Here is a 25,013-nt window from a genome sequence, read left to right as displayed (position 1 = left end):
GAGCATACACCTGTATCACAAAGCAACGGCAGCATGATGAATAAATTATGCTGCCGTTTTTTATGGGTTGACATATAAATGGAGCATCTGACTAAGCAAACTGACATAAAGTTAAAATAAACTTTCAAAAACTTTTGAAAGTTTAAAAAGTTGTTTATACATTTGAATATGGAATTAGCAGAGGGTAAACAAAAGTTTATTGAAGCCTGGGGTAAGCTGGGGTCGGAGTGGGGCATTAACCGCACCATGGCCCAGGTACATGCTTTATTGCTGATTTCGCCGGTTGCTATGACCACCGAAGAAATTATGGAAGAGTTAAGTATATCCCGGGGTAACGCTAACATGACCCTGCGCGATTTAATGGGCTGGGGTCTGATTGAAAAACAACATAAAGCCGGCGAGCGTAAAGAATATTTTTATGCCGAAAAAGATACCTGGGCCATAGCCCGTCAGGTAGCGCAAGAACGTAAAAAACGCGAGCTTGACCCGGTGATTAAAATACTTAATGAACTGTCGGACGTAAAAGGCGATGAAAAAGACCCGGCGTACAAGACCTTTAAAACTTCTGTTACCAACATCAATAAATTAGCTAAAAACGTGAATAAGACTTTAGATACCATGCTGAAAGCTGAAGAGAATTGGTTTTGGAGTTCTATTTTTAAGATATTCAAGTAAGAATATTTTTTTTGAATATACATTTCAATAATTACTGAAAATTCAATATATATTATATAAACTTTAAATCTATTATCATGAACTATTTTATTGTAACCTACGCCATTTATTTGTTAGTAAGCATCAGCTTAACCGTTTGGGTAGCCAAAGTTTTATTTAACAACGGCCGTATATTTTTGGTCGATATTTTTCACGGTAACGTACCCCTGGCCGATTCTGTTAACCGGTTGTTACTGGTGGGTTTTTATCTCATCAACATTGGCTACATTAGTTTGGCGCTCAAAGAAAGCGGATTAATTACCGATGCCCGCATTGTGGTAGAAGTGCTGAGCTTTAAATTAGGCCGCATTATATTAATACTGGGCGGTATGCACTTTATCAACCTTACCATCTTTTTTAAACTACGCAACCGGGCTCAGCAAGTTAATCAGTAAGCGCTGCCCATCCCGCACAAGTTGTCTAATTGTCAACACTCGTCAAACCAAACTTTAAGCCATCATGAAAACATTGCAAAATCATATCATTTTTTACGATGCCGAATGTCCGATGTGTAAGCTGTATACACAAGCATTTGTAAATACGCACATGCTTGATGCAGCCGGCAGAGCAAGTTACCAGCAAATGCCCGACGAGGTTTGCCCAATGATAGACAGGCAACGCGCTGTAAATGAAATTGCCCTGATTAACACCAACACCGGTGAGGTTACTTACGGCGTAGAAAGTTTGCTAAAGGTGATCACGCATAGTGTGCCGGTAGTAAAGCCTTTTTTTAGTAGTAAGCCGGTGCTGTGGTTGCTGCAAAAAGCTTATAATTTTATTTCTTACAATCGCAGGGTAATAGTGCCGGGTAATAATGCGGGTGGCAATGATTTACAACCCGCGTTCCGGTTAAGTTACCGCTTACTGTATTTGGTGATCACTTGGTTGATAGTTGGTGCCGTACTTACCCAATATGCTGATTTTTTAACCGGCGTAGTCCCGATGGGTAATACGTACCGCGAGTACCTCATCTGCGGCGGGCAAATACTTTTTCAGGGAATCATAGTTGCCCTTTATGCGCCAGTTAAAAAATGGGATTACTTAGGTAACATGATGACCGTTTCGCTTGCAGGCGCGTTACTTTTACTGCCGGTGATGTGGCTGGCTAAAATGTTAACTCTCTCATCTATAATTTGCACCGCATTATTTATGGCTGTTGCCGGGCTGATGTTTTTAGAGCATATCCGCCGTACCAAGCTGCTCCATTTAGGGTGGGCACTTACCATAAGCTGGGTAATTTACAGGCTACTGGTTCTCATCGTCATTATTTAAACCAAACACAACCATGTTACTGTATCAAAAAGTAGTATTAGCCGGTGGCAACGGCTACCTGGGCCAGGTATTGGCCAATTACTACAAAAACTTATGCCATCAGATAGTAATCTTAAGTCGCAAGCCGGCCGCCACTGTAGGCAACATATCAACAGTACTTTGGGACGGTGAAAGCGAGGGTAGCTGGGAGCGGGTGCTTGATGGGGCAGATATGCTCATTAATCTTTGCGGTAAAAACGTAAACTGCCGGTATACCGACAAAAACAAGAAAGCAATTATCCAGTCACGGGTAAAGCCAACTGCTTTGTTAGGCAGGGCCATTAGTAAGCTTACACATCCACCCAAGTTGTGGATTAACGTTACCTCGGCCACCATATATCGCCACGCCGAAGACCATGCCCAGGATGAATTTGCCGGCGAGATTGGTCAAGGTTTTTCGGTAGAGGTATGTAAAGAGTGGGAGCAAACTTTTTTTGAGGCACAAACACCCGGAGCTCGTAAAGTGGCCCTGCGTATGGGCATTGTGCTTGGCCGCGGTGATGGCGTATTTCCGCGGTTGCTTAACCTGGTTAAATTGGGGCTGGGTGGCAAACAAGGCAACGGGCATCAGCAGGTATCGTGGATACATGAACAGGACGTGGCACAGATTACCAAATGGTTATTGCAACACCCGGAGATGGACGGCATCATTAACTGTACTGCACCACAAACGGTAAGCAATACCAATTTGATGCATACCATCCGTAAATGCTATGGGATGCCATTCGGCCTGCCATCACCTCAATGGTTACTCGAGATAGGCGCGCGGCTGATTGGCACCGAAACCGAACTGATTTTAAAAAGCCGCTGGGTAGCACCGCAACGTTTGCTTGATGCTGGTTATGCATTCCGCTTTGCCGGGATAGCATCTGCAATAAGCAATATCCTCAAACAAAAAAGTTAAACAATCAACCTGTTAAACCATGAAATACAATTTAAGAAAAATAGCCATTGTTATCGTTATCCCCCTGATTTTTGCACTCGTTGTACATTTCCTTTTTGGTGTAAGCAATTGGGGCCGCCTTTTTAGCGTAATGTCCATCAGTTTTTTATTCTTAGTGCCCTTCGGTATAGGTGCCCTGACAATTTACTTGTCAGACGTTGAGAAAGTAAAAAGTAAATTGTACAGGGCTTTTATGCCTTGGGTACCCATTTTCGCTTTTCTGGTAGTGACGCTGGTGTTTGCATTAGAGGGATGGGCCTGTTGGCTGATGGCTTTGCCTTTATTTCTTGCGGCCGCTTCTTTGGGAGGCGCGGTAGCCGGGCATTATAAATTGAAAAAGAATAGCCAGGAAAATACTTACTTAACTTTTGTAGTGCTGCTTCCTTTCCTGCTGTCCCCGTTAGAAAACTGGATAGGCAGCATCGCTAACGTATATGAGGCTTATACTTTTATCGACCTTAAAGCTGATAAAGCAAAAATATGGCAAAACGTAACCCGTGTTAAGGCCATCAAAAGGCAGGACGATAAAGGCTGGCTGACGAGCACCCTGGGCTTTCCAAGGCCGGTACGCGCCGAACTGAATTATAACGGGGTAGGAGGCTATCGCAAAGCCATTTTTGAGAAAGGTTTGGTGTTTTATGAACAGGTAACTGATTACGAAGATTTGCGCCAAATGCGTTTTACCATTAAGGCCCACCCTTACGAAATACCTTCGGCCACAATGGATGAGCATGTAGTAATTGGAGGCAACTACTTTGACGTGTTAGACGGTACTTATGTACTGCAAAAGCTAAACGCCAATACTTACCGGCTGCATTTGTACAGCCACTTTAAGCTAACCACCACCTTCAATTTTTACGCAGCCTGGTGGGCCAGCTGGATTATGAAAGATATCCAAAACAACATTTTACAAGTCATTAAACAAAGGGTGGAGTAGTTATGCCGGCCATTAATTTAAAAACCTATATCCAGGCACCAGTAAACGTGTGCTTTGAGGCAGCCCGGAGTATCGACCTGCATGTGCAATCTATGCAGCGGCACCAGGAGCAGGCCGTAGCGGGCGTAACCCGGGGGCTGATTAACCTGAACCAAACCGTTACCTGGAAGGCATGGCATTTTGGTTTGCCGTTTAAACTTAAGGTGCAAATTACCGAAATGCAGCTCAACGAATTTTTTGTAGACCAGATGGTTTCCGGGCCGTTTAAATGGTTCAGACACTATCATGCCTTTTGGCCGCAAAATGGCGGAACAATAATGGTAGATGAGTTTGTATTTAAATCGCCTTTGGGCTGGTTGGGCAAGTTAGCAGACCAGTGGGTATTAAAAAATTACCTGCAAAAGTTATTGTCAGCACGTAACCGGTTGCTTAAGCAAACCGTCGAAGCACAATTTATCAGATTATCTAACCTCAACCATCATGAAAACGCTTACTAAAGCACAATTAATATACCGCACAAAGTTATGTATCTTGTTCATCATCGCCGGACTGGCTATTAGCGGTATTACCGCTTTCCCGATTGAGAGCGAACTGGCTTACTTCAATAATCACCTCAACAGCTTCCCTGCTCTTTTACAACCCTGGCTTCATACTGTTTACAACGGTCTCAGACAAACCAATCTGAATTATCCTTTTCTGAGTTATGGTACCGATTGGCTGGCTTTTGCGCACCTGATGCTGGCTATCTTATTTATTGGTCCGTTGCTCAATCCGGTTAAAAATAGCTGGGTGATACAGTTTGGGTTGATTGCTTGTCTGCTTATTATCCCGCTGGCGTTTATTGCCGGCCCTATCAGGCATATTCCGTTCTTCTGGCAGCTGATTGATTGCTCGTTCGGCGTAGTCGCTGCGGTTCCGCTGGGCATTGCTTATTTCAATATCCGGAGGCTGGAGCAAAGGCAATTTAATTAATGTCAAAACGACAAGTAAAGGCTAAAAACAGTATTTTTAGGGCATAAGCTTTATCCGCATTAAAGCTGTTATTGCCAATTATAACTGTTTTTTATGTTTGCAAAAAATCTGAAGTTAATACTATTAACAGGACTTGTGGCTTGTTTTGGTTTTACACAAGCACAGGTAACGGCACCTGTTACCATACAGGTTGACTTACGAAAGCCCATCGGACCCATGAAACCCATTTGGGCCTGGTTTGGCTATGACGAGCCCAACTACACCTACATGAAAGACGGTAAAAAGCTGCTTACCGAAATTGCACAGTTGAGCCCCGTACCGGTGTATGTACGTGCGCACAGCTTGCTGGTTACCGGCGATGGAAAGGCGGCGCTTAAATGGGGATCGACCAACGTTTATACGGAGGATGCAAACGGCAAGCCCGTTTACCAGTGGAATATTATAGACAGCATAATTGATACTTACGTTAAACGCGGCATGAAACCCCTCGCGCAGATTGGTTTTATGCCCGAGGCATTATCTACACACCCGGAGCCTTACCGTCACCACTGGAAACCAGGCGACCCTTACACCGATATTATTACCGGCTGGGCCTACCCACCCAAAGATTATGATAAATGGGCCGAACTGGTTTATCAATGGGTAAAACATAGCGTGGCCCGCTACGGCGAAAAGGAAGTGTTGAGCTGGTACTGGGAAGTTTGGAACGAACCCAACTCGCCTTACTGGAAAGGTACCAAAGAGGAGTTTTTTAAATTGTACGACTATACGGTAATGGCCGTAAAAAAGTCGCTGCCTGGTGCCCGCATTGGTGGTGCCGACGTAACGGGTAATGGTACCAAATGGCTTAATGATTTTATAAATCATTGCCTCACAGGCACCAACTATGCCACCGGCAAAACCGGTACTCCGTTAAACTTAATTCTGTTTCATGCCAAGGGCTCACCCAAACTGGTAAATGGTATAGTACGCATGGATGTACGGGCACAACTGCGTAACATCAACGATAATTTTAAAATGATTGCCTCGCACCCGGAGCTGAAGAATACGCCGATTGTAATAGGCGAGTCAGACCCGGAAGGGTGTGCCGCGTGCGGGATGGCTACCGACCCGCAAAATGCCTATCGTAATGGTACCATGTACTCGAGCTACACCGCGGCAGCCTTTGCACGTAAATACGAACTGGCCGACCAATATGGGCTCAACTTGATTGGCGCCGTAACCTGGGCTTTTGAATTTGAAGACCAGCCCTGGTTTTACGGTTTCCGCGATTTGGCTACCAATGGCATAGATAAGCCGGTGCTTAACGTGTTCAGGATGTTTGGCCAGATGAAGGGCAACCGGGTGGCAGCAACCAGTAACCGGATGTATGCTTTGAACAATATTCTGGATTCGAGCATTCGTAAAGCGGCCGATGTTGGTGTTTTAGCGGCTAAAGGTAGCCGCGAGGCAGCGGTAATGCTATGGAGCTACCATGATGATGACCAGTTTGCTGCTCCGGAAAACGTACAGGTTACCGTAAACGGTTTAACCGGCCAAGCCGCTACCGTAACCAGGTTTAAAATAGACCAGGAACATAGTAATGCCTACACCGTCTGGAAAAACATGGGTTCGCCGCAAAAACCTACGGCTGCACAAATCAGCCAGTTGCAAAAAGCCGGTCAGCTACAGCAAATAGGGCAACCGCAACGGATAAACATAAAAAATAACACAATAACAATTCCCTCGGCATTGGCCCGTCAGGATGTGGAATTATTGAAGATTACCTGGTAGCTTACTTGATTAAATTCATGATGTCTTATTTAAAGTCTTATCACTATTTGCTGATTTGCAGTTTGTTTTGGCTGATTGGCGTGCGGGCATCTGCTCAGGAGAAAACTAGTATTTTAAAAGGTGACCTACGTGTACACGACCCGGTAATGATTAAGCAGGGCGATACTTACTACATATTTTCCACAGGCAAAGGCATCCCGATTAAAACATCAAAAGATAAAATAACCTGGAAAAACAGCGGTACTGTTTTTACCAACCCTTTACCCTGGTTTAAAACCGATATCCCCGAGCAGGATGGCTCTTTGTGGGCGCCCGACATTCATTACCGTGATGGTAAATTTCACTTATATTATTCGGTATCGGCTTGGATGAATTTTAATTCGAGCATTGGCTACGCTACCAACACTACCCTAAACACTGATGACCCCGCCTATAAATGGATAGATGAGGGACAGGTAATAGGATTTAAAAACGGCGGTAAAGGCGTTAATGTAATCGACCCCAATGTGGTGGTAGAAAAAAACGGTAAAGTGTGGTTGCTATACGGCTCATATAAAGCCGGTTTGCGTTTGGTAGAATTGGATAAAAAAACGGGAAAATTAAAATCAGATAACCCTGAACTCATTACCATTACACCATCATTAGGCGAGGGGAGTTATATCATCAAAGGGCCGGAGTACTATTATATTTTTGCATCGCGCGGCATTTGCTGCAAAGGTATCCAAAGCACTTATCAGGTGGTTATGGGCCGCGCTAAAAATATAAAAGGCCCATACCTGAACAAGCAAGGCGAAAGCTGGCTTAACGATAAGTATACTGTTTTTCTGGAAGGTAACTACGAAGAGCCCGGCCGTGGCCACAACGGTTTTTTTACCGAACGGGATACCACATTTATCGTCTATCATGCCTATACCCGGTCGGCCAACGGCGCCTCGCTGCTAAACATTAAACCCGTTTACGTAGATGCCGACGGCTGGCCAGCTGTTGCAGAAATCCCGAAGCTTTTTAAGCTTGATGACCAAAAGAATATGCAGGTAGTAGGGAGTAAATAAGCCGAGAAAATTAAAAATTTTGATTATAGCAGGAAGCAGTAATTAGTTCCTTCCTGCTATCGCATAGTCTGTTGTTCTTAAAATTTATAAGAACAGATAAAGATGTATTTTCAATGATTACGCTCTACTCTTTCCAAACAACCACACCGGCAGGTTTCAGAACTTTGTCGCCGATAAGCACTTTGCCATTGGTAGGAACAGTTACATTGTAAGGGCGGTCGCCGTAGTTAACGCCTACCCAAAAGCCATCGCGCCAGTCTAAAATTACGCCTGCAGGTAATTCTTTTATCGGGATGCCTGCTTGTTGGTAAACGCGGCGTAGAACGTCTTTTTCCAAATCGCCATTATCGGTATCCGGGCCAACAAAGGTTACACTGCCCTTGCCCAGTTTACGGTTAATCACGGCTGCTTTACCGGCATAAAACTGGTTGGTATACGTAGCCCAAACCTGGGTACCCGCGTTAGGTTCAATTATATCGGCCCAGTTATTCCAGTTATAAATGCGTGCATTCATTTGTATTGTGCCTTTAACACTGTCGGGCATCAAATCGTAAAAAGATATTTTAGCGCCTATCAGGTTGTAAATAGGTTCGGCCCATTTCATTTCCCATAATTTGCCGTTGCGGTCTTTTTGCCCGGTACGGCTGGTGAGTATCAGGTGACCGCCGTTTTCGGCATACCGGCGCCAGCGCTCCACCAGTTTAGCATCCAGCAACTGGTACGATGGCGCTACCATGACCGGGTATTTAGAAAAATCTTTGTCTTCGGTAATTACATCAACCGGGGCATTCAGCTGCTTTAACCCGCCGTAATAGCGCATCAGGTGCTGCATGTAGTCCCACTGGTAGGTTTGCGGTTGGTTGTCTTCTTCCCAGCGGCTATCGGGGCTATATAATACTGCCGTTAAGCGTGATGCATAGGCTGCAGGCATTTTGGCATTGGCGTCGTACTGCGGTTTAATGCTTTTAAGTTCTTTAATTACCTGGGTGTACTCCACACCGCTAGTGCTTACACTCACGCCATCGGTGCCAATAATGCCGTAATGGTATTGCTCGCCGCCGGTTAGCGGCTGCTTAAAGCGGTAATTGCATACAAACTTGTTGCCACCTGCAAAGGCATGCCATATCCACATGCGTACGGTACCTGCCAGTGGCTGCGGGTTAAATTTACCCCAGTTAACCTGCCCGGGCTGTAATTCCATCACCCCGGTGGTACCGTTAACCGATCGGAATAAATCGTTAGCATAAGCGATACTGGTAGGCGACCCCATCCGGAAACCCTGCGGACCTATACCTTTATCGTAACCGGCTACCAGGTACTTGGTGTAAGTCACAAAGTCGAGGTTAGTCATGCGGGTGGGCTCAACCGGGGCATGCTCGGGCATCAGATTAGTAGTAATCCATTGGTTGGCGGGTATGTGCTTGCGCAATATCTGGTATTGCATGCCTAAAAATTCGGTCACCTCATCGCTGCTAAAGCGTTTAAAGTCCAGAACGGCATGAGGGTTAGGCTGCGCAATCAGCTCTTTGGCATTGGGTATGCGTACCTGGTCAAAGGTGCTGTAGCGTAAACTCCAAAAGGCCGTGCCCCAGGTGGCGTTCAGCGAGTCGATATTCTGGTATTTATTTTTAAGCCAGTTACGAAAGCTTTTTTGAGCTGCTTCGCTGTAATCATATTGGCCGTAGTGCGAAGGTTCGTTATCTAACTGCCATCCCCAGATGCGGTTGTCGTTAGCATAATGTTTGGCCAGGGCCTCTACCATTTTGCTCACATACTGCCGGTAAACCGGACTCGACCACGAAATTTGCTGGCGCGAGCCGTGTTGCATGGTGGTGCCGTTTTCGTTCACCATCAGTATTTCGGGATGCTTTTGCGCCAGCCAAACCGGTGGGGTAGGGCTGGAGGTACACAATATTACCTTGATACCGTTTTTGTGTGCCAGTGCAACGGCCTCGTCCAGCCAGCTAAAATCAAACTTACCTTCTTCGGGCTCAATAAATGCCCAGGCAAACTCGCCGAAATGGGTAAAATCAAAACCCAGTTCTCCCATTTTTTTCAGGTCGCGCTCCCAGTAAGCATGCGGCCACTGCTCGGGGTAATAGTAAGAACCGATGGTCATTAGGTCTTTTTTAGGAAAGAACTTGTCGGCACTTTGTGCAAAAGACGAATTGATGGCTAAAGCGGTGAGTAAACACAGGGCTAATTTTTTGCAGCGAATAAGGCAGTGCATAATTAATAATTGGTATGTACTAAGGTATGGTTAAAATTGAAAAGCACCATGACGTACATGTAAGAATAGGACGGTGTGCAAATAATAAAATTAAATAATACTTTGTATTTAAAAGTACTTTTAATATGTTTGAATTATAAAATTGAAAATGGATTATTTTGTAAATAAAGACAGCATTGTAAGAAGCATTTGGGGAAAGGCCGATACGGTGCTTTTTATTTTTGCCGGCGCAGCAGCCGAGTTTGCTTTGAATAAGGCGGTCGACTGGTTATACTTTACCGGCCGTTTACCTGCAGACCCACTGGGCCGGTTATTTTCGACAGTAGAGTATGCCCGGCAAATTCTTTTTTTGCCGCATAACCAGGCTTTGGCTGCAATAGATAAGATCACCCATATTCATCAGGGAGTAGAAAAAGCCAGAGGAGAACAGATACCCGATTGGGCATACCGCGATGTATTATTTATGCTGATTGACTACTCCATCCGGTCTTTTGAACTGCTGGAAAGGAAAATGACAGATGCAGAGAAGCAGGAAGTTTTTGAGGTTTTTCGGCGAGTTGGAGAGCGTATGGGCATTACAGGTTTGCCGCAAAACTATGTGCACTGGACGTACATGCGCGAAAGCCACCTACAACAAGATATGGTTAAAAGTAAATACACTGCCGATTTGTACAAAAAATACCTGCAGCATTTAGGTTGGGTACGTTACTTACTGCTTAGACAAGTGCAGGTTATTTTGGTACCCAATGCTGTAAGAGAGATGTTAGAACTCAATACCCTGCCGTTGTTAAAGCCGGTATTATGGCTTTACAAGGTAACCCGGTTTATGAAAGTAGACTGGTTATTAAAAGAAGCTATTTTACCAGCCGGCTATAAGTTGCAGATCCGTAGCCTGGATTATAGCTTTTGAAGACACCAGGTAGTCATGCAGCGCAGGTTTTGCACATTGGTGGTTTTGATGGGCTCGTGCAGGTAGCCGTTAAGCTTTTGGGTGTAGTGCATTAAATCCTGCTCGCTCACCAGAAAGCGCTCCGAGCCATCGGGCAGCAGGTACCGGTTGTTGCCTAAGGGTTGCACCAAGCTTTCGATACCAATGTTTGAAGCCAGTCGGGCAAATAAGTATCCGCCCGGTTTGAGTACCTGCCATATGCCGGTGAGCATGGCTTCAAAATGTTGTTTGCTTTGCGCAAAATGCAGCACTGCGCTGCAAATTACCAAATCAAAAGTGTTAGCCTCAAAAGGCATGGTTTCGGCAGAACCTACACTGAAATTGCTTGCGGTATCCTTGCCAGTGAGCATAACAGATAATTCCCGAACTGCAACAATAGCGTCAGGATTTGGGTCTATACCATAAACGTCATGGCGTTGCTGTAAAAAGTAAACGATATTACGACCGCCGCCGCAACCTACATCCAATATCTTATGGCATTGGTTATAGGTGCATTTCAGTAACTGGTCGAAAAGATAAATATCAATATTGCCGAATAACGCTTGCAGGTTGTTCATCAAAAGCAAAAAATAGGCTGATTACTGTACCTTATAACGGTACACAAATCGGCCGATGTTACCATCTTTATCAAAACCCTCAATTACAACCCGGTATGTACCCTTGCCATCGGCATTATAAAACTCTACGCTGGTGTTGCCGGTAGCTTTATCGGTAATTACGTGCGGGTTCCAGTAAATGGTACTGCGTAAATCAACACCTACCGGTTTGGCTACGTCATATTTCGGCGAGTAAAACTCGCGACTAAAGTTATATCCTTTAGGGGTAAAATTAACTACGTTAGGCTGAGGCAGCAAATCCTGAAACTCGGCCAAACTAATTTTAGTGCCGCCGGTAGGTTTTTTCTTACTGTTAATTACAATAATACCGTTAGCCTGATACGAGTTGCTTACCAAACCTAATTCATCTTTCAAAAACACTTCAATTGATTCTACGTCGGTGCTTTGCATATTGTTAAGGTAGCTCACATCTACCGGCATACCGGTAACAAATACCTGCATAGGTACACGGCGCCCCTGGTTAAAATCGCGCGATACGTAGAAGTTATTGTTATCAAACGTTACCCCAGGCAGGCGGCCCTGTAAACATAACAGCATATTAGCACAACCGCCTAATTGTTCGGCAGTAATTAAATGGTCGGGGATGTTGCTTAAGCCGGTTAAGGCCGGGTAAGCAGAGTGGTCAATACGCGGTGTAGCTTTGGGGGCGCGTACAACAACTTCCTTCAAAACGCGCATACGATCCATCAGGTTTTTGCTGTTTTGCAGATAAGTATTGATGGTACTGTCAATGTTTTGATCATCATCAGGGTAAAACTGATTTTTGGGGACAGCCGGATAGGTTTGCCCGTCCATCATCAGCATCAGGTTTTTGCCATTATAGTTATTTTTAGCTGATACTACTACCTTGGCCGAATCTGCAAACACCAGGTTATTAAATTTAAACTTTCCTTCCGGATCGCTCACCGCCGAGGCCGAAAAGTATTTATCTGGTATCAGTAATTTAATGTTACCACCTTTAAACGGCATACCGTTAAGAGTGCGTAAAGTTCCGCCTAATTCAATTCCCTGCTCCGGTAAAAAGAATATTTGCTGATAATTGTTGGCAATAACATCTGTATAAGTAAAGCGGCGGTAGCCTTGGGTTAGCATCAGTAAATCTAAATCGGCTGCCGTTTTATCGCTTATTTTGGTAAAGTAATAGTTAGGCTTTTCAACATAGCCTTTTAAGTCTGAGGTAAGCAAGAGGCTGGAAAGAATGGTCGTTTCGTCGCTTTCATTAACAGGCACTTTGTTTTCATCTATTACTGCTATCGAGAAATTACCCTCTACCGGTGCGGTTTTATTTTTAGCCGCGATGTTTAACTTCACTTTTTGCCGTGCGGTGTAGCTGGGTTTATCGCCGGCTATGCTTAGGTTAAGCTGGTCGTTCTGTTGCACAAACACTAAACGTTCGCTCAATGGCACACCGGCCGACGACATGAGCGTAAATTGTATAATGCCGGTCGGGAATTTATTTTTAGGTATCGTGGCCGAATAAATCTGTTCTTTAAGCAACGTTTGTGCCGCAAAACAGACAGTATTTACGCTTTGCGCAATAATGTAAAAAGCTTTGCCTTTATTGGCCTGAAAAAATGCCGGACTTGTTGATAGTTTAAGCGACAACTGGTTTGCATCGCCGCTGTTAATATTGATAGCAAAACCCGTAGTTTGTACTTTAGGAAGGTTGTAAGTGCCTTTAACACCGTTGGCAAAAACAATATCAGCCTTGTAAGTTTTACCCTCCTCCGGTGTAAGTACAAACACACCCATACCCGCATGCTGCGAGGTAACATTAGCCAGCACCTGACCGGTGTTGTCTGTAATTGTGCCGGTAAAACTGGTACCCAAACCATTGCCGCCAACGGCTTTAATGCCAACTTTAGTACGCACAGCGTTAAGTAACTCTCCGCCTTCCGGAAAAAACTGTACATCGTTGTTGTTCAGCAATGGCTTTAAAGGGAAGGTACGGCCGGCAGTTTTTTTGTTGCCCAGATCAATAAAGGCTACTATGGAGGCATTTGACAGGTCGGTACCCTTGCTATTTACAAAACTAATGGTATAAGCTCCCGATGCATCGGTGTTACCTTTGCCTTTAGCGATATCGTCCAGTGTACTCAATACCTCCCAGCTTATACGCTTGTTAGCTTGCGGCACACCATTTGGGTCTTTGTACACCAACCGCAAATTTACCCGCATTGATTTATCTGCACCTGTTTTACTGTAAGTTACCTGGGTATTTACTAATTTATCAACCGCATTGCCTATTTGGATAGACTTGGTAAAAAAGTAGGCGGCGTCAAAATTGGCCATCCATTTGGTATAAGCTCTGATGTGGTAATTATCCTGTTTATAGTTAAGAGGATTTAAAGCAATATTGCCGGAGGCTACACCGTTGCGTACCGGAAGTTTAAAGTTATCTACAATAGAATCGCGGCTGTTGGCTATCTCTACATATACTACTTTACTAAGCTGCGAAGGCTGCCTAAAATTATCTGTTAAGTAAGTTTTATACCAAATGGTATCTCCAACGGCATAATAAGGTTTGTCAAAATGTACATAAACTTTTTCTACCGGACGGCCGGTTGATAGCTTTCCGGTTTTTTCTATAATTGAGTTTAATGGGATGCTGTCGCGCTGCGCTTGGGCAGACTGGCTAAAAAAAGCTAATAATAAACAAACAATAGCGTAACGGTATATCATTGATCAATGAGGTATGTTGCAGTAAATATGCTAACCTGAACCTTTATTTAAAAGTTAGTTAACATATTTTTACATTAAACCTTTAAACAGGCGTTTTATTGTGAAGTAAAAAGGAGGTGTTAGGTAACAAAGAGGGTACTAATTAGTGCTTTGGTATTAATGGATGAAACAGGAAAAATAACTTGAGATAAGTTCCAAAGCGAAAATCAAATTTGAAAGCTTACAAAAAAGCAAATCATGAATTAATAGTAGTCATTTTAGTATTTTGCTTTTACGGTATTTAATACCGGAATTTACGAGTTATGTTAACAACTTACAAAAGTCAAATTGTGAAAATGTTGAGTTACGAAGAGCGAGGCGCAACCAACTGTTTTTCCGTTTACCCCTGTTAAGCACCTCCATCATACTCACAACATCTTAACCCAATTTATCTTGATTCACAGTTTATTTATCTGCAAGTTATGAATGAAGCACTGCCAGGTTATTATACAACTGGCTCAATAGCTTTTGAGCGGTAAGATTAAAATTTTTAGAGTCATTACATAGTCAGGCTTTGAAGTATTATAATTAATAACCTGTTCTGTCTTTCCTGCCATCATTCTGGTAACGTTAAAACCATGCCTTGTTTTTAATCGTAAGTAAGGTACAACCTTAAACTACATGCCTCGACTAAAAACATCGTCTATTAAGTCTTTCGATAAATATCGATTAGGTGAAAATCTTCGATTAATAAGATCACAAAAGGGATTTACACAAATTGATCTTGCTGTTAAGTTAAAAATATCACAAAACGCTTACAGTAAAATTGAGCTTGGTCAGACGCAGTTTACCATAGAAATGTTAATGATAATCAGTGAACTGTTAGAGGTAGATGTTGGAGAATTAGTAATCGCCCTGTTAAGCTGATATGTATTATAATGAATATGATATAATCCCGAATGTCTGCTTTGCGGCGATTGATATACTACCTTACAACGCCGGCAGCTGTTAGTTTTGCGTCAATCATTTTCGTTAATACCTCATTTTGTCCATCATTCTTGATTATAGCATTGCTTAGCCTCTCGCCAGTTGCTTTGTCAACGATAAAAACATGGTCTGATTCAAAATATTCGTATACTGCCTCGGCTGTTGCCAATATAACTTTATTTATAATTTTGCTCTGTGGCATATATCTTGAATTAACGAAGTTCTCTAAAATTTTATGCCTTGCTGCAGCTCTTGTACATATGTTGGTAGTATCAGACGCTTATTTTGGCTTTTTCTTTATGTAACGTCCAAGCTCCAAGTCCTACGCCAGATATTAATAAAAATACTAAACCCCCGTTTATGGGAGCTCCGGTAGTGCAGGCTTGTCTCACTTGGTTGGTGCAGCCGGTTGGGTTGTAATTATTGTTTGCACAGCATTCGCAAGTATTAGTCGAATGCCCGTAAAGGTTGCCATTGGCATCTTTTACTTGATCGTAAGGCGGGTTAGTACACTGGAACGATGGGAAACCTTGCGAGAACGAGCTAAAACTTAATAGACAAAAGGTAATTGACAATGCAATTTTGATAAACATATGCGGGAATTGATAGAATATTTGTGATGACTGGAGTAAATTAGTACAAAAAAGAAAAACAATGTTATAAAAAAAGAATAATTGTCACGAAACGAGATTTGTTAAAATAATGGTATAATTTTTAAGCTGTGGCTTAATAACGGCGTTGTTAAATTGGTATGGAGGTGCATCGCCTTTTTTAGTAGTGCTTAGCTTTAGATTTGATGGGCACAGTAAGGTCCACAAAATTACTTTTACTCGTACATTAGTCACTTACAGTGCAGCCCCACCGACAGTGTAGCAGCTCGGGGCGAAGTCAAACACTTCTCGTTTTACACCGGATTTTGAATTTGATTCTGAGGAAGTGTTCTCAGAGCCTGGAAATGTAGTTTTTTGGGTGCCCAGAACGAGATTCGAACTCGTACAACCTTACGGATGCCACCCCCTCAAGATGGTGCGTCTACCAATTTCGCCACCTGGGCATTTATTGGAGTATACTAAATAGATTTAATCAATCTACTTAACTCTCCGAAATAAAATAGCACTTATAAAAAGTGCTATCTAAAATCTATAACTTAAAAACTTTCGACTTTAAGTGGTGTGCCCAGGGAGAGACTCGAACTCTCAAGAGACAATTCTCAACGGCTTCTGAGACCGCAACGTTTACCAATTTCGCCACCTGGGCTGATTTTATCAGGCTAAATACTTCAGTTTGAATTAAACCGTTGTTACCGCCCTCCAATCAGTATTGAGGCTGCAAATATAGAAGTTTAAATCAAACGGGATAAAAATTAATAATAAAAAAATCATCTTTTGTTATCCTGCTGTTTACCTGATACATTAGAGTATCAATTGAATATTATGAGAACTAAACTAAGTTTTTACTGGCTGATAACAGCCCTGTTATTTGTGGTAAATGCTAACGCGCAAACAGCCGACGCTATAGTAGGTAAATGGATTAACCCAAGCGGAGAGGGGCAGATACAGATTTATAAAAAAGGCAACTTATATTTTGGTAAACTGGCCTGGATTAAAGAACCTGATGATAAAGCTACCGGAAAACCTAAAACGGATGTCAACAATCCCGACAAAAGCCTGCAGTCGCGACCGATTTTAGGATTAGAACTGTTGAAGAATTTTAAATTTGATGGCGACGATGTATATGAAGGCGGTACTATTTATGACCCTAAAAGCGGCAAGACCTACAGTTGCAAAATGACGTTAAACGATAATAAGCTCAAAATACGTGGTTTTATAGGTATATCCTTATTAGGCCGTTCGGAAGTTTGGACACGGGTTAAATAAAAATGAGATTTTTATCGGTGTTACTCGGGCTAATGTTTGTTGTAAAAGTAATCAGCGCCCAATCGCTTACCATAGTAGAAAAAGACAAGGCCACCAGCATCCGCGGACTATCAGTAGTTAACAATCAGGTAGCTTGGGTGAGCGGCAGCAAAGGGCATGTGGGTATCAGTACTAATGGTGGGCAAACGTGGGCATGGCAGCAGGTGCCTGGCTTTGAGCAAAGTGACTTTAGAGATGTAGAAGCCTTTTCGGCAACAGAAGCCATCATTATGAGCTCTGGCACACCGGCAGTTATTTTAAAAACTACTGATGCCGGTAAAAGCTGGAAAGCCTGTTACCGTAATGAAGATAAAGCTTACTTTTTAGATGGTATAGATTTTTACGATGCTAAACATGGCTTAATTATGGGTGACCCCATCAATGGCAAGTTTTTATTGTTAGAAACACAAAACGGCGGAGAAACCTGGCAAGAGGTAAGTACGGCTCCTGCTGCCATTAAAGAAGAGGCTGCTTTTGCCGCGAGTGGTACATCTATCATTATAAACAAAGCAACCCGGCAGGCTATTATGGTAACCGGCGGTCCGGTATCGCGTTTGCTAATTAGCCGAGATTTAAAAACATGGAATAAGCAAACCTTACCTATAGCTCAAGGGTTAAATAGCAAAGGCAGCTTCTCTGTTGCGCAGGGCGGAGGTAATACCGTTATTGTAGGCGGCAATTATGTGCAAAACAAAAAGGTAGATTCGGTAGCGTGTTATTCAGATGGTAAGCAAGCAACCTCCGGTTTTAAACTGGCTAAGCAAATGCCTGGTGGTTTCCAGTCGGGAGTAGTGTATTTAAATAAGGCTACCTTTTTAGCTACCGGAACCTCGGGTACAAATTTAAGCTTAGATGGCGGGCAAGGCTGGAAATTGATTGATTCAGCCAGCTTTAACGTATGCCAGAAAGCAAGACAAGGTAATCTGATAATTTTGGCAGGTGATAAAGGTAGAATAGCAATTTTTAAATACCAGTAGCCTGACATTAAAGTTGTTAGTAACAGCTTTAAAAATATTTAAATTTAGTGCTTGCACACAATAGTAATTAACTCTATATTTGCACCACTTTAACGGAAACGGTTAAACGTTTCTGGTAATATCAAAGTGATGATTCCGTAGCTCAGCTGGTAGAGCATTACACTTTTAATGTAGTGGTCCTGGGTTCGAATCCCAGCGGGATCACAAAATGAAAGCTTTTCGAGCGTAACAGAAGGCTTTTATTCGAAACTTAGCAAGCAAGGGTTAAGTTAAAAAACAAGAAAAATCAGTCATCAAACTGGTTTTAGATACGCAAAACATGATTCCGTAGCTCAGCTGGTAGAGCATTACACTTTTAATGTAGTGGTCCTGGGTTCGAATCCCAGCGGGATCACAAAAAATGCCTCTGATAGTAAATCAGGGGCATTTTTGTTTAGCAGAGTATCGAATTGTTGTACAGATTTATAGATTCGGTACCAACTTGTCCGGCTAATTAAATTTCATTTTCGGATTTATAACTTTTTTAAGCACTGAAGCGTAAATGAAGATAAACAGCCCGTCAAAACAGTTTTTGATTGCGGTCAACTGTAACTTGCTTGAGCTATTCTTTTCTAAACTCGCTTCATGTTATAGCAAATCCGGATCCGTCCCACCTTCATTAGCGTGTGTAATCTTGCTCAAGTTATAACTTACTTCACCATCCTGCTCATTACCTTTAATCAACCCTTTGCTGTACAAACCTTGCAGTACCTGCTCAGCCTGACGGTGTAAGCCTTGAGGGGCTTCGTTAGGTTCGTATTCAGTTAGTTTAGCGGCTACATCAGGAGCGGTACCTTCGCCTAATTGAGCTAAGGCATACAATACCTTGTCTTGCCAGTCGGCATCGGCATGATATGCTTCTGGCGGTGCTACAGGTTTAAACTCTTCGTTAAAAGATTGGTCGGCTTTGTTCATAGTACTGTCTAAACATTTGCAGATAGTCTTATGTTTTAATATCTATTATACTTGCGTTATGATTAAAGCATATCAACTTTATACCGGCCCCGATGGCCATTCTTACTTTAAAACCGGCAATGTATCAGAAGCGGTAATTACTAAGGCACAATCTATCCGCTTCCAAGAGTCGCCGCCCGGATCGGTATATGATTGGCATCCGGCACCTACTATGCAATTCGTGATAAATTTACGTGGCACACTCGAATTTACCACATTTAAGGGCGCAACATTTATTTTAAGGCCTGGCGATGTACTGATTGCGCAGGATACTACCGGCAGCGGACACAAATGGCGTTTACTGGGTACCGACCCATGGCAAAGGGCTTATGTAGTATTTGATGATACTACCGATATTAATTTTGTGCCTGAAAAAGTAGCTGATGTTTAGTTTAGTTCGGTATTTCAGCCTTGCTAACACTTATCAGATGTTGGTAAAATTGGTTTTTAAGGGCGTTAAACTTCTGATTAAATCTACATCTTTGCATTTATGAGACCCGGAGATAAAGTTGTTTGCATTAATGATAAAATTGATCCTGACAAAGCAGAAGAAATAAAGCAGGACTTTGAAATCTGGATTACTAAAGACAAGGAATACACCCTTCGCGAAATATTGGATAATAATGGTATCGTTACCGGTGTGTTGTTAGAGGAGGTGCATAATTTCCCAAAATTCTTTAAACTCATCAACCGTTTCCAGGAGCCGGCATTTGCCATCTGGCGTTTTCGTAAACTTAACTATGCTACCTCAGAACAAGCCGAAGAATTTAGCGAGGATTTGGTAGAGGTAGGAGGAAAGGAAAAAGAGGCTGAGAAACCCGAGGCTTTTTAATTATTGCTAAACAAAATCATTGCAATACTCCATCATTTAAAATTTAGATATGAATATTCGTTTGGCAACCCTTGCCGACATTGATGCCATTATGCAGTTGGTTAAAGAGGTAGTGCCTATGATGCAAGCTACAGGCAATTTACAGTGGGACGATCATTATCCGGATGCCGAAGTTTTTACCGCTGATGTTCAGGCTGATCAATTATGGGTTGCCGATGTTGACGGGCATATTGCCGGCGTAATTGCTATTACATTGGGGCAGGAGCCAGAATACGGACAAGTGCCCGAATGGGATATAAACGAGACTGCCGTAGTAGCTCACCGACTGGCGGTAAGTCCAAGTATGCAAGGTAAAGGCATTGCCAACAGCTTACTGCAGCAATGCGAGGTGGTGGCAAGACAAAAAAATATCCCGCTGATTAGATTAGATACTAACACGGTAAATCGCCCTATGCAAAACTTGTTTTTAAAAATAGGTTACCATTTAGGCGGCGAAATTACTTTACACAAGAAACCTGGACTGAAATTTATGGCTTTCGAAAAACGTTTGGAACTACAGAGTGCTTAAAGCTTTCGTAATACGGGTCATAACATTCAGAAATTTATTAACGGCAGTACAGCTTATGTTGCTGCTAAACAAAATGAATTAATATTTACAATCTGCTGGTGTCAATTCAACCGAAAAGGAGGCGCTGTTGTCTGTCACCTGCCGGCCGGTAGCAGTATTAACTTTAAGTGGTCTTTGCATCAATGCTTTCGGTGTTAATAAAAACGAAAGGGTAAGCGTGTCTGTCTGGCCTTCCTGCATATATGTCCAAACGGCTTTTATACTTTTATCTTTTTGGATACTACCCACTAAGTTCCCCCGGCGGGCGTCTTTTTCGTAAATGTTTTCTACCAGTTTACCACTTACCTTACCGCTTTCAATGTGTAATTGCACATATTGTGTGTCGCGCATCTGCTTTCCGCTAACGCGCATATAACATCCATCTTGGGTACGTTTAGTGATCCGCCCACGTTTGGCATCTCGGTTAGTACTATCCGGGTTACTCTGCGCTTCTCTTCTGGATGAATTTTCGCAAGCGGTAAGCATTAGTAAGCTAATGCAGACTAATGCAGTGGTAGCTTTTCTATAGAGGGCGTATAAAGGAGTCATAGCGTTACAAGGTTTAAATAACCTTACTATTAACCCTGCTCTGTAATTTTTGTTGTTAAACTATTTCAGGTATTTAACCGTTTGCTCCAGTATTCTGTGTGGATAAATAAATGCTTGACAATTAAAAGACAGCTGAAATTAGAAATTATTTTTTTTAGCGGCAAACTCGCGTATTAATGCACCTAAACTGCTGATGTTAAATGGTTTTTCTAAAAAGCCATCGGCGCCGCTTTTTTGCGCTAATTGCTCCAGGTTAGGCATGGTAGATACCAGTATTACCGGAATATGTCGTAGTGAAGGCGTTGATTTGATGTGCTGGCACCATTCGCTGCCACGTTTTCCGGGTAGTAGTTCGTCCATTAAAACCAGGTCAGGCTTCAATTCATCAAAGCTGTTGGTGATGGTACCATCTTCAGCCGAAATAACTTCATATCCTTCATCTTTGAGAATATAATCCATGATTTCGCTGATGTCCGGGTTATCCTCAATAACAATAATCTTCACTATATCTTATTAATTAATTATTTGTAATGAAAGAACAAATATAACTATTATTTGAATAGAATTTATTTGCAGATGATTTTGAAGTGAAAAATACGGTGGTTTACTTATCTGGTTTGTTGGTCCAAAAGTGTTTAGGATCACTACTGCAGTTCATGTACGATCACTTAATGAACAATATAATAGTCGGATTTGATTAGGGTATTGGTCAAAATATAATTAATTACTCATTGAGACTCGAGTTCGAATCCCAGCGGGATCACACTAGAGCTCAAATCATCCTATATTTATTCACAGTACAAAGCAAATAAATAACAATTATTTGCTTTGTATAACGTGTCAATGTGTGTAATCTTAAGAATTCGCTAATGTTACTTACAGCTTTGCATCCATACTCAAAATATACTGTGCAGCTTCCAGTAAATCTGCACATACATATGCTGGCTCGCGGTATTTGTTATTCTTCAACCATTCAGTTTCACCACCGTTATCAATCAAAATAGTACGACAACCGGCACGATTACCGGCTTCTACATCGTGTAAAATATCACCAATCATCCAGGATGCACTTAAATCAACCTCGTGTTCGCTTGCTGCCTGCAATAACATGCCGGGCATTGGTTTTCGGTTATTGCAACTTACATTGTACGGTGCAATAGTGCCTTCAGGATGATTGGGGCAGTAGTAAAAGCCATCAAGCTTGATGTTTGATGGCTCTAATAATTGTTGGAGCTTTTTTTTTACAGCCGGTAACGCTGCTTCGGTAAAGTAACCGCGGGCTACACCGGCTTGGTTGGTTATCATAATGAGCAAATAGCCGGCCGCCTGTAATTGCTTCAGTCCGATAGCGGTGCCAGGTAATAGTGTGATTTTGTCTGGGTCAACATTATACGGCACGTCTTTGATTACGGTACCGTCTTTGTCTAAAAAAATGGCTTTGTTCATGCGTTTTAAGCCGCTTTGTTTTTAGCCTTAACTGCAGGCTCAACAGCAAAGCGTTGCGTTTCTACCATCATTTTTACATATAAGGCGCTCAGCTTATCAGCAACGTGCGACCAGGTGAAATAGTTATTTACCCTGCGCAGTGCGTTTTTGCCAAGTTGCTTCAGGTTAGACGGATTTTCTACCAGTTCTTCAATTTTAGCTGCTAAAGCAACCGGATTTTCAGGTGGAACCAATGCTCCGGTTTCGCCGTCTACCACAGTATACTTAATACCGCCAACATTCGAGCCGATGACAGGTGTGCCACAAGCCATGGCTTCGAGCGGGGTAATGCCGAACGGTTCGTACCAGGGCGTGCTGATAAAAATATCTGCTGCCGCATAGTAAAATTTTAGCTGTTCGCGACTTTTGCGCCCTACAAACTTAATCGAAGTTTCTACACCATGCTCAGTTGCAATGGTTTGTAAACGGTTGAGTTCAGGGCTTTGTGTGGGGTCAGGTATTTCGCTTTCGCCGCCTACAATTACTAACTGAACAGCTTGTTTATCTTTTAAATATTTGAGCGACTGAATAACATTGTCAACCCCCTTACGCGGCACCATGCGACCTAATTGTAGTATGATGTGTTTGTCTGCATCAAGTTTTAGCGTTCGGCGCGCCAGCTTTTTATCAATTGGATAAAATTCCTGGTGACTGAAGCCGCAAGGGATAATAACGATTTTGTAGGATGGCGCATGATAATGATTAATCAAGTCGTCACGGTCTTGCGGACATTCAGCAATTATATAATCGGCTTGCTGTACAATATCTTCCTCTATTTGTAAACGTTCGGCCGGAAACAGATCGCTATTGCCCTGGTGTATACGCCGCACATGACCTAATGCATGGAAAGTAATGGCAAACGGAATATTTAGCGCAGCTTTTAAATTAGCGGCCACCATGCCCGACATAAAAAAATGAGCATGAATCAGTTCGTAATCTATTGCGTTATTCTTTATAAAGTCCAGCATGCACGAAGTAAACTCCGGCATGTAGTCTAAAATATTCTCTTTTGGTATAATTTCTACCGGGCCTGCCTTAACATGTATTACCCGTATACCGGGCAGCCAGTTTATAATTTGTGGCTGTTCTGCATTCTCCCATCGGGTAAACACATCTACTATATAACCTTTGCGCACTAGGTACTTAGCTACCTGTGCAACATAAACATTTTGACCGCCGGTGTCAACGCCGCCTAATGTAGCCAACGGCGAGGCGTGTTCGCTTATAAAAGCAATATACGGCTGGTTAGTTCTCATGATTTAAATTGTGAAATGTGTTAATGGTATTTTACAGGATCAGGAAATAAAAATGGAAGCTTTTGCTTTCTGGCTTACACGATTAAAAAGTTGTTCCCAGTCTTGCACAAAGCGCGTGATATTAAAGCGGCTTTGAGCCAGTTGCTTGCCGCCGGTGCCTATTTGCCGGGCCAGTTCTGCATCTTCAATTAATAAGTTCATTTTGTCAATCAAGTAATCTACGTCGGTATGTATAAATCCTGAATGACCATTATCTATTACGGCCGAGAGTTCGGTAGTAGCTAACCCGACTACCGGGATACCCTGCATTAATGCCTCACACACGGCCAAGCCTAAGCTGGTGTAGCGTATAGGGTTAAAGAAAAACCTGTACTTAGAGATAAATTCCGGCAGTTGCGGATGCAGTACTTCACCTAAGCCTAAATCGCCGGTGCCCATGCCCACCAAATCAATAGGTACATGCTCGCGAACTTTTAAAAAGATGTCCAAACCTAACAATCTGCCGCGTATAGGCAGGTTGTTGATAACCACAATACCACGTGGCTTCTCGCCGGTATAGGTAGCATTAGGCATAGTTACGCCATGCTCAATCACCATAGTAGGCGTTGTGCCGCAGTCCCACATTAACTTGTTAAAATGCGTTACATGCACCAACGTAATACTTTTGTCGTTAACCACGTGTTTTGTATCGGTTGGGTGTTGGCGGGGCGGATCATGTTCAATATAAACTTTGGGTAATTCGCGTTGCTCTGCCGATAGAATTTCGTGTTGATCTGTTAAAAAGTTTTGGTTGGTTTGGTAAACTATAACGTCAAATTCTTGATTTTTTACTTGTTCTGCCGGGATTTCAATTACATTGGCGCCAAATGGAAAAGTTTCGCCACGGCCATAATAGCCTTCAGTTTTTTCGGATTTGGTAGGAATATAGATATCATAATTACCTTGAGATAAATAAAAGAGGTAACTACCATGGATGTGCCAAGTGAAAATTTTTAACCGTGTTTGTGTCATGAGGGAATGTTGTATTCTGGCACATAGGTTCAATAATAACACCAAAGGAGTAAACAAATATGTTTTACTATGGCAGAAGCGGTTCTGCAAAACTGTCAGAACCGCTTCTTGCTACACTGTGTATGTTTTAATGTACTATTTTATTAATTCAAATTTTTAATTTCTGTGAAACGCCAAATTTTTTTCAACAATTGTTATTTAACTTAAAAAACTTAAGATCGTGTAAATAAAATAGTGCTAA

The 25,013-nt window shown here is 42.5% G+C and carries 26 protein-coding genes and 4 tRNA genes; 18 read left to right on the top strand and 12 right to left on the bottom strand.

The genetic code is table 11. From position 1 onward, the window contains the following. Positions 1 to 168 precede the first annotated feature (168 nt). The 9 genes from AAGR14_RS18315 to AAGR14_RS18275 all read left to right on the top strand — a co-directional run bounded on the left by AAGR14_RS18315 (position 169) and on the right by AAGR14_RS18275 (position 7,702). Complete coding sequence (locus tag AAGR14_RS18315; RefSeq protein ID WP_342645690.1) at positions 169 to 675, top strand: MarR family transcriptional regulator; 507 nt, start codon at positions 169 to 171, stop codon at positions 673 to 675. A gap of 77 nt (positions 676 to 752) precedes the next feature. Further along, positions 753 to 1,109 carry a hypothetical protein gene (locus AAGR14_RS18310; RefSeq protein WP_342645689.1) on the top strand — a complete coding sequence of 119 codons (357 nt, stop codon included), beginning with the start codon at positions 753 to 755 and terminating at the stop codon, positions 1,107 to 1,109. Positions 1,110 to 1,173: 64 nt separating this feature from the next. Next, complete coding sequence (locus tag AAGR14_RS18305) at positions 1,174 to 1,986, top strand: DCC1-like thiol-disulfide oxidoreductase family protein (protein WP_342645688.1); 813 nt, start codon at positions 1,174 to 1,176, stop codon at positions 1,984 to 1,986. Between the two features lie 13 nt (positions 1,987 to 1,999). Continuing rightward, entirely contained in the window at positions 2,000 to 2,929 is a 930-nt protein-coding gene (locus AAGR14_RS18300) for a TIGR01777 family oxidoreductase (protein ID WP_342645687.1), read from the top strand. Between the two features lie 19 nt (positions 2,930 to 2,948). Then, positions 2,949 to 3,905, top strand: coding sequence for a hypothetical protein (locus AAGR14_RS18295; RefSeq protein WP_342645686.1), 957 nt, complete (start codon positions 2,949 to 2,951; stop codon positions 3,903 to 3,905). A gap of 2 nt (positions 3,906 to 3,907) precedes the next feature. Next, complete coding sequence (locus AAGR14_RS18290; RefSeq protein ID WP_342645685.1) at positions 3,908 to 4,402, top strand: SRPBCC family protein; 495 nt, start codon at positions 3,908 to 3,910, stop codon at positions 4,400 to 4,402. Further along, a complete protein-coding gene (locus AAGR14_RS18285) occupies positions 4,386 to 4,877 on the top strand; it encodes a hypothetical protein (RefSeq protein WP_342645684.1) in 492 nt (163 codons plus the stop codon). The genes AAGR14_RS18290 and AAGR14_RS18285 overlap by 17 nt, the downstream gene beginning before the upstream one ends. A 93-nt stretch (positions 4,878 to 4,970) precedes the next feature. After that, positions 4,971 to 6,650 carry a beta-xylosidase gene (locus AAGR14_RS18280; protein ID WP_342645683.1) on the top strand — a complete coding sequence of 560 codons (1,680 nt, stop codon included), beginning with the start codon at positions 4,971 to 4,973 and terminating at the stop codon, positions 6,648 to 6,650. Positions 6,651 to 6,667: 17 nt separating this feature from the next. Further along, on the top strand, positions 6,668 to 7,702 hold the full coding sequence (locus AAGR14_RS18275; protein ID WP_342645682.1) for an arabinan endo-1,5-alpha-L-arabinosidase: 1,035 nt from the start codon (positions 6,668 to 6,670) through the stop codon (positions 7,700 to 7,702). Between the two features lie 124 nt (positions 7,703 to 7,826). On the opposite strand, the gene AAGR14_RS18270 is transcribed toward AAGR14_RS18275, so the two are convergent. After that, complete coding sequence (locus AAGR14_RS18270; RefSeq protein WP_342645681.1) at positions 7,827 to 9,932, bottom strand: beta-galactosidase; 2,106 nt, start codon at positions 9,930 to 9,932, stop codon at positions 7,827 to 7,829. Positions 9,933 to 10,080: 148 nt separating this feature from the next. On the opposite strand from AAGR14_RS18270, the gene AAGR14_RS18265 reads away from it, so the two are divergent. Beyond that, positions 10,081 to 10,842 (top strand): oxygenase MpaB family protein, encoded by a 762-nt coding sequence (locus AAGR14_RS18265; protein ID WP_342645680.1) that lies wholly within the window; start codon positions 10,081 to 10,083, stop codon positions 10,840 to 10,842. On the opposite strand, the gene AAGR14_RS18260 is transcribed toward AAGR14_RS18265, so the two are convergent. Both AAGR14_RS18260 and AAGR14_RS18255 read right to left on the bottom strand, forming a co-directional pair. Next, positions 10,830 to 11,438, bottom strand: coding sequence for a class I SAM-dependent methyltransferase (locus tag AAGR14_RS18260; RefSeq protein ID WP_342645679.1), 609 nt, complete (start codon positions 11,436 to 11,438; stop codon positions 10,830 to 10,832). The genes AAGR14_RS18265 and AAGR14_RS18260 overlap by 13 nt on opposite strands. 21 nt (positions 11,439 to 11,459) lie before the next feature. Next, on the bottom strand, positions 11,460 to 14,180 hold the full coding sequence (locus AAGR14_RS18255) for a carboxypeptidase regulatory-like domain-containing protein (protein WP_342645678.1): 2,721 nt from the start codon (positions 14,178 to 14,180) through the stop codon (positions 11,460 to 11,462). Positions 14,181 to 14,840: 660 nt separating this feature from the next. Between AAGR14_RS18255 and AAGR14_RS18250 the strand changes: the two genes are divergently transcribed. Further along, positions 14,841 to 15,086, top strand: a complete 246-nt coding sequence (locus tag AAGR14_RS18250; RefSeq protein WP_342645677.1) for a helix-turn-helix transcriptional regulator — start codon at positions 14,841 to 14,843, stop codon at positions 15,084 to 15,086. A gap of 332 nt (positions 15,087 to 15,418) precedes the next feature. Here AAGR14_RS18250 and AAGR14_RS18245 read toward each other — a convergent pair whose 3' ends face one another. The 3 genes from AAGR14_RS18245 to AAGR14_RS18235 all read right to left on the bottom strand — a co-directional run bounded on the left by AAGR14_RS18245 (position 15,419) and on the right by AAGR14_RS18235 (position 16,403). Continuing rightward, positions 15,419 to 15,739 (bottom strand): hypothetical protein, encoded by a 321-nt coding sequence (locus AAGR14_RS18245; RefSeq protein WP_342645676.1) that lies wholly within the window; start codon positions 15,737 to 15,739, stop codon positions 15,419 to 15,421. Between the two features lie 377 nt (positions 15,740 to 16,116). Beyond that, positions 16,117 to 16,200 (bottom strand) — tRNA-Leu (locus AAGR14_RS18240). Positions 16,201 to 16,319: 119 nt separating this feature from the next. After that, a tRNA-Leu gene (locus AAGR14_RS18235) sits at positions 16,320 to 16,403 on the bottom strand. A 176-nt stretch (positions 16,404 to 16,579) separates the two neighbouring features. On the opposite strand from AAGR14_RS18235, the gene AAGR14_RS18230 reads away from it, so the two are divergent. From AAGR14_RS18230 to AAGR14_RS18215, 4 genes are all read left to right on the top strand, one after another. Continuing rightward, a complete protein-coding gene (locus AAGR14_RS18230) occupies positions 16,580 to 17,023 on the top strand; it encodes a DUF2147 domain-containing protein (protein ID WP_342645675.1) in 444 nt (147 codons plus the stop codon). Positions 17,024 to 17,025: 2 nt separating this feature from the next. Beyond that, positions 17,026 to 18,039, top strand: a complete 1,014-nt coding sequence (locus AAGR14_RS18225) for a YCF48-related protein (protein WP_342645674.1) — start codon at positions 17,026 to 17,028, stop codon at positions 18,037 to 18,039. A 131-nt stretch (positions 18,040 to 18,170) separates the two neighbouring features. Then, positions 18,171 to 18,243, top strand: a tRNA-Lys gene (locus AAGR14_RS18220). Between the two features lie 117 nt (positions 18,244 to 18,360). Then, positions 18,361 to 18,433, top strand: a tRNA-Lys gene (locus AAGR14_RS18215). Positions 18,434 to 18,666: 233 nt separating this feature from the next. On the opposite strand, the gene AAGR14_RS18210 is transcribed toward AAGR14_RS18215, so the two are convergent. After that, on the bottom strand, positions 18,667 to 18,993 hold the full coding sequence (locus AAGR14_RS18210; RefSeq protein WP_342645673.1) for a hypothetical protein: 327 nt from the start codon (positions 18,991 to 18,993) through the stop codon (positions 18,667 to 18,669). 58 nt (positions 18,994 to 19,051) lie between these two features. Between AAGR14_RS18210 and AAGR14_RS18205 the strand changes: the two genes are divergently transcribed. The 3 genes from AAGR14_RS18205 to AAGR14_RS18195 all read left to right on the top strand — a co-directional run bounded on the left by AAGR14_RS18205 (position 19,052) and on the right by AAGR14_RS18195 (position 20,432). After that, on the top strand, positions 19,052 to 19,423 hold the full coding sequence (locus AAGR14_RS18205; protein WP_342645672.1) for an AraC family ligand binding domain-containing protein: 372 nt from the start codon (positions 19,052 to 19,054) through the stop codon (positions 19,421 to 19,423). 99 nt (positions 19,424 to 19,522) lie between these two features. After that, the gene (locus tag AAGR14_RS18200; protein ID WP_342645671.1) at positions 19,523 to 19,864 is read left to right on the top strand and encodes a hypothetical protein; all 342 of its coding nucleotides are present in this window, start codon (positions 19,523 to 19,525) and stop codon (positions 19,862 to 19,864) included. Positions 19,865 to 19,913: 49 nt separating this feature from the next. After that, entirely contained in the window at positions 19,914 to 20,432 is a 519-nt protein-coding gene (locus AAGR14_RS18195; RefSeq protein ID WP_342645670.1) for a GNAT family N-acetyltransferase, read from the top strand. Positions 20,433 to 20,510: 78 nt separating this feature from the next. Here AAGR14_RS18195 and AAGR14_RS18190 read toward each other — a convergent pair whose 3' ends face one another. The 5 genes from AAGR14_RS18190 to AAGR14_RS18170 all read right to left on the bottom strand — a co-directional run bounded on the left by AAGR14_RS18190 (position 20,511) and on the right by AAGR14_RS18170 (position 24,772). Next, positions 20,511 to 21,020, bottom strand: a complete 510-nt coding sequence (locus AAGR14_RS18190) for a hypothetical protein (RefSeq protein ID WP_342645669.1) — start codon at positions 21,018 to 21,020, stop codon at positions 20,511 to 20,513. 138 nt (positions 21,021 to 21,158) lie between these two features. Beyond that, positions 21,159 to 21,524 (bottom strand): response regulator, encoded by a 366-nt coding sequence (locus AAGR14_RS18185; RefSeq protein WP_342645668.1) that lies wholly within the window; start codon positions 21,522 to 21,524, stop codon positions 21,159 to 21,161. A gap of 372 nt (positions 21,525 to 21,896) precedes the next feature. Continuing rightward, positions 21,897 to 22,466 (bottom strand): HAD family hydrolase, encoded by a 570-nt coding sequence (locus AAGR14_RS18180; RefSeq protein WP_342645667.1) that lies wholly within the window; start codon positions 22,464 to 22,466, stop codon positions 21,897 to 21,899. A 5-nt stretch (positions 22,467 to 22,471) separates the two neighbouring features. Further along, the gene (locus AAGR14_RS18175; protein WP_342645666.1) at positions 22,472 to 23,761 is read right to left on the bottom strand and encodes a glycosyltransferase family 1 protein; all 1,290 of its coding nucleotides are present in this window, start codon (positions 23,759 to 23,761) and stop codon (positions 22,472 to 22,474) included. Positions 23,762 to 23,800: 39 nt separating this feature from the next. After that, a complete protein-coding gene (locus tag AAGR14_RS18170) occupies positions 23,801 to 24,772 on the bottom strand; it encodes a glycosyltransferase family 4 protein (RefSeq protein ID WP_342645665.1) in 972 nt (323 codons plus the stop codon). Positions 24,773 to 25,013: the final 241 nt, after the last annotated feature.

Source organism: Mucilaginibacter sp. CSA2-8R, from assembly GCF_038806765.1.
Lineage (GTDB): Bacteria > Bacteroidota > Bacteroidia > Sphingobacteriales > Sphingobacteriaceae > Mucilaginibacter.
Note: the sequence above shows the minus strand (reverse complement) of the source record. Positions and strands in the feature narration are given on the sequence as shown.

Excerpts from the sequence above, each read along its gene's own strand:
- AAGR14_RS18305 (WP_342645688.1), top strand. The coding sequence starts at position 1,174 with ATGAAAACATTGCAAAATCATATCATTTTTTACGATGCCGAATGTCCG.
- AAGR14_RS18190 (WP_342645669.1), bottom strand. The coding sequence starts at position 21,020 with ATGACTCCTTTATACGCCCTCTATAGAAAAGCTACCACTGCATTAGTC.
- AAGR14_RS18290 (WP_342645685.1), top strand. The coding sequence starts at position 3,908 with ATGCCGGCCATTAATTTAAAAACCTATATCCAGGCACCAGTAAACGTG.
- AAGR14_RS18270 (WP_342645681.1), bottom strand. The coding sequence starts at position 9,932 with ATGCACTGCCTTATTCGCTGCAAAAAATTAGCCCTGTGTTTACTCACC.
- AAGR14_RS18275 (WP_342645682.1), top strand. The coding sequence starts at position 6,668 with ATGATGTCTTATTTAAAGTCTTATCACTATTTGCTGATTTGCAGTTTG.
- AAGR14_RS18315 (WP_342645690.1), top strand. The coding sequence starts at position 169 with ATGGAATTAGCAGAGGGTAAACAAAAGTTTATTGAAGCCTGGGGTAAG.
- AAGR14_RS18265 (WP_342645680.1), top strand. The coding sequence starts at position 10,081 with ATGGATTATTTTGTAAATAAAGACAGCATTGTAAGAAGCATTTGGGGA.
- AAGR14_RS18255 (WP_342645678.1), bottom strand. The coding sequence starts at position 14,180 with ATGATATACCGTTACGCTATTGTTTGTTTATTATTAGCTTTTTTTAGC.
- AAGR14_RS18230 (WP_342645675.1), top strand. The coding sequence starts at position 16,580 with ATGAGAACTAAACTAAGTTTTTACTGGCTGATAACAGCCCTGTTATTT.
- AAGR14_RS18310 (WP_342645689.1), top strand. The coding sequence starts at position 753 with ATGAACTATTTTATTGTAACCTACGCCATTTATTTGTTAGTAAGCATC.
- AAGR14_RS18210 (WP_342645673.1), bottom strand. The coding sequence starts at position 18,993 with ATGAACAAAGCCGACCAATCTTTTAACGAAGAGTTTAAACCTGTAGCA.
- AAGR14_RS18180 (WP_342645667.1), bottom strand. The coding sequence starts at position 22,466 with ATGAACAAAGCCATTTTTTTAGACAAAGACGGTACCGTAATCAAAGAC.
- AAGR14_RS18225 (WP_342645674.1), top strand. The coding sequence starts at position 17,026 with ATGAGATTTTTATCGGTGTTACTCGGGCTAATGTTTGTTGTAAAAGTA.
- AAGR14_RS18260 (WP_342645679.1), bottom strand. The coding sequence starts at position 11,438 with ATGAACAACCTGCAAGCGTTATTCGGCAATATTGATATTTATCTTTTC.
- AAGR14_RS18200 (WP_342645671.1), top strand. The coding sequence starts at position 19,523 with ATGAGACCCGGAGATAAAGTTGTTTGCATTAATGATAAAATTGATCCT.
- AAGR14_RS18285 (WP_342645684.1), top strand. The coding sequence starts at position 4,386 with ATGAAAACGCTTACTAAAGCACAATTAATATACCGCACAAAGTTATGT.
- AAGR14_RS18245 (WP_342645676.1), bottom strand. The coding sequence starts at position 15,739 with ATGTTTATCAAAATTGCATTGTCAATTACCTTTTGTCTATTAAGTTTT.
- AAGR14_RS18300 (WP_342645687.1), top strand. The coding sequence starts at position 2,000 with ATGTTACTGTATCAAAAAGTAGTATTAGCCGGTGGCAACGGCTACCTG.
- AAGR14_RS18295 (WP_342645686.1), top strand. The coding sequence starts at position 2,949 with ATGAAATACAATTTAAGAAAAATAGCCATTGTTATCGTTATCCCCCTG.
- AAGR14_RS18170 (WP_342645665.1), bottom strand. The coding sequence starts at position 24,772 with ATGACACAAACACGGTTAAAAATTTTCACTTGGCACATCCATGGTAGT.
- AAGR14_RS18175 (WP_342645666.1), bottom strand. The coding sequence starts at position 23,761 with ATGAGAACTAACCAGCCGTATATTGCTTTTATAAGCGAACACGCCTCG.
- AAGR14_RS18280 (WP_342645683.1), top strand. The coding sequence starts at position 4,971 with ATGTTTGCAAAAAATCTGAAGTTAATACTATTAACAGGACTTGTGGCT.
- AAGR14_RS18250 (WP_342645677.1), top strand. The coding sequence starts at position 14,841 with ATGCCTCGACTAAAAACATCGTCTATTAAGTCTTTCGATAAATATCGA.
- AAGR14_RS18195 (WP_342645670.1), top strand. The coding sequence starts at position 19,914 with ATGAATATTCGTTTGGCAACCCTTGCCGACATTGATGCCATTATGCAG.
- AAGR14_RS18205 (WP_342645672.1), top strand. The coding sequence starts at position 19,052 with ATGATTAAAGCATATCAACTTTATACCGGCCCCGATGGCCATTCTTAC.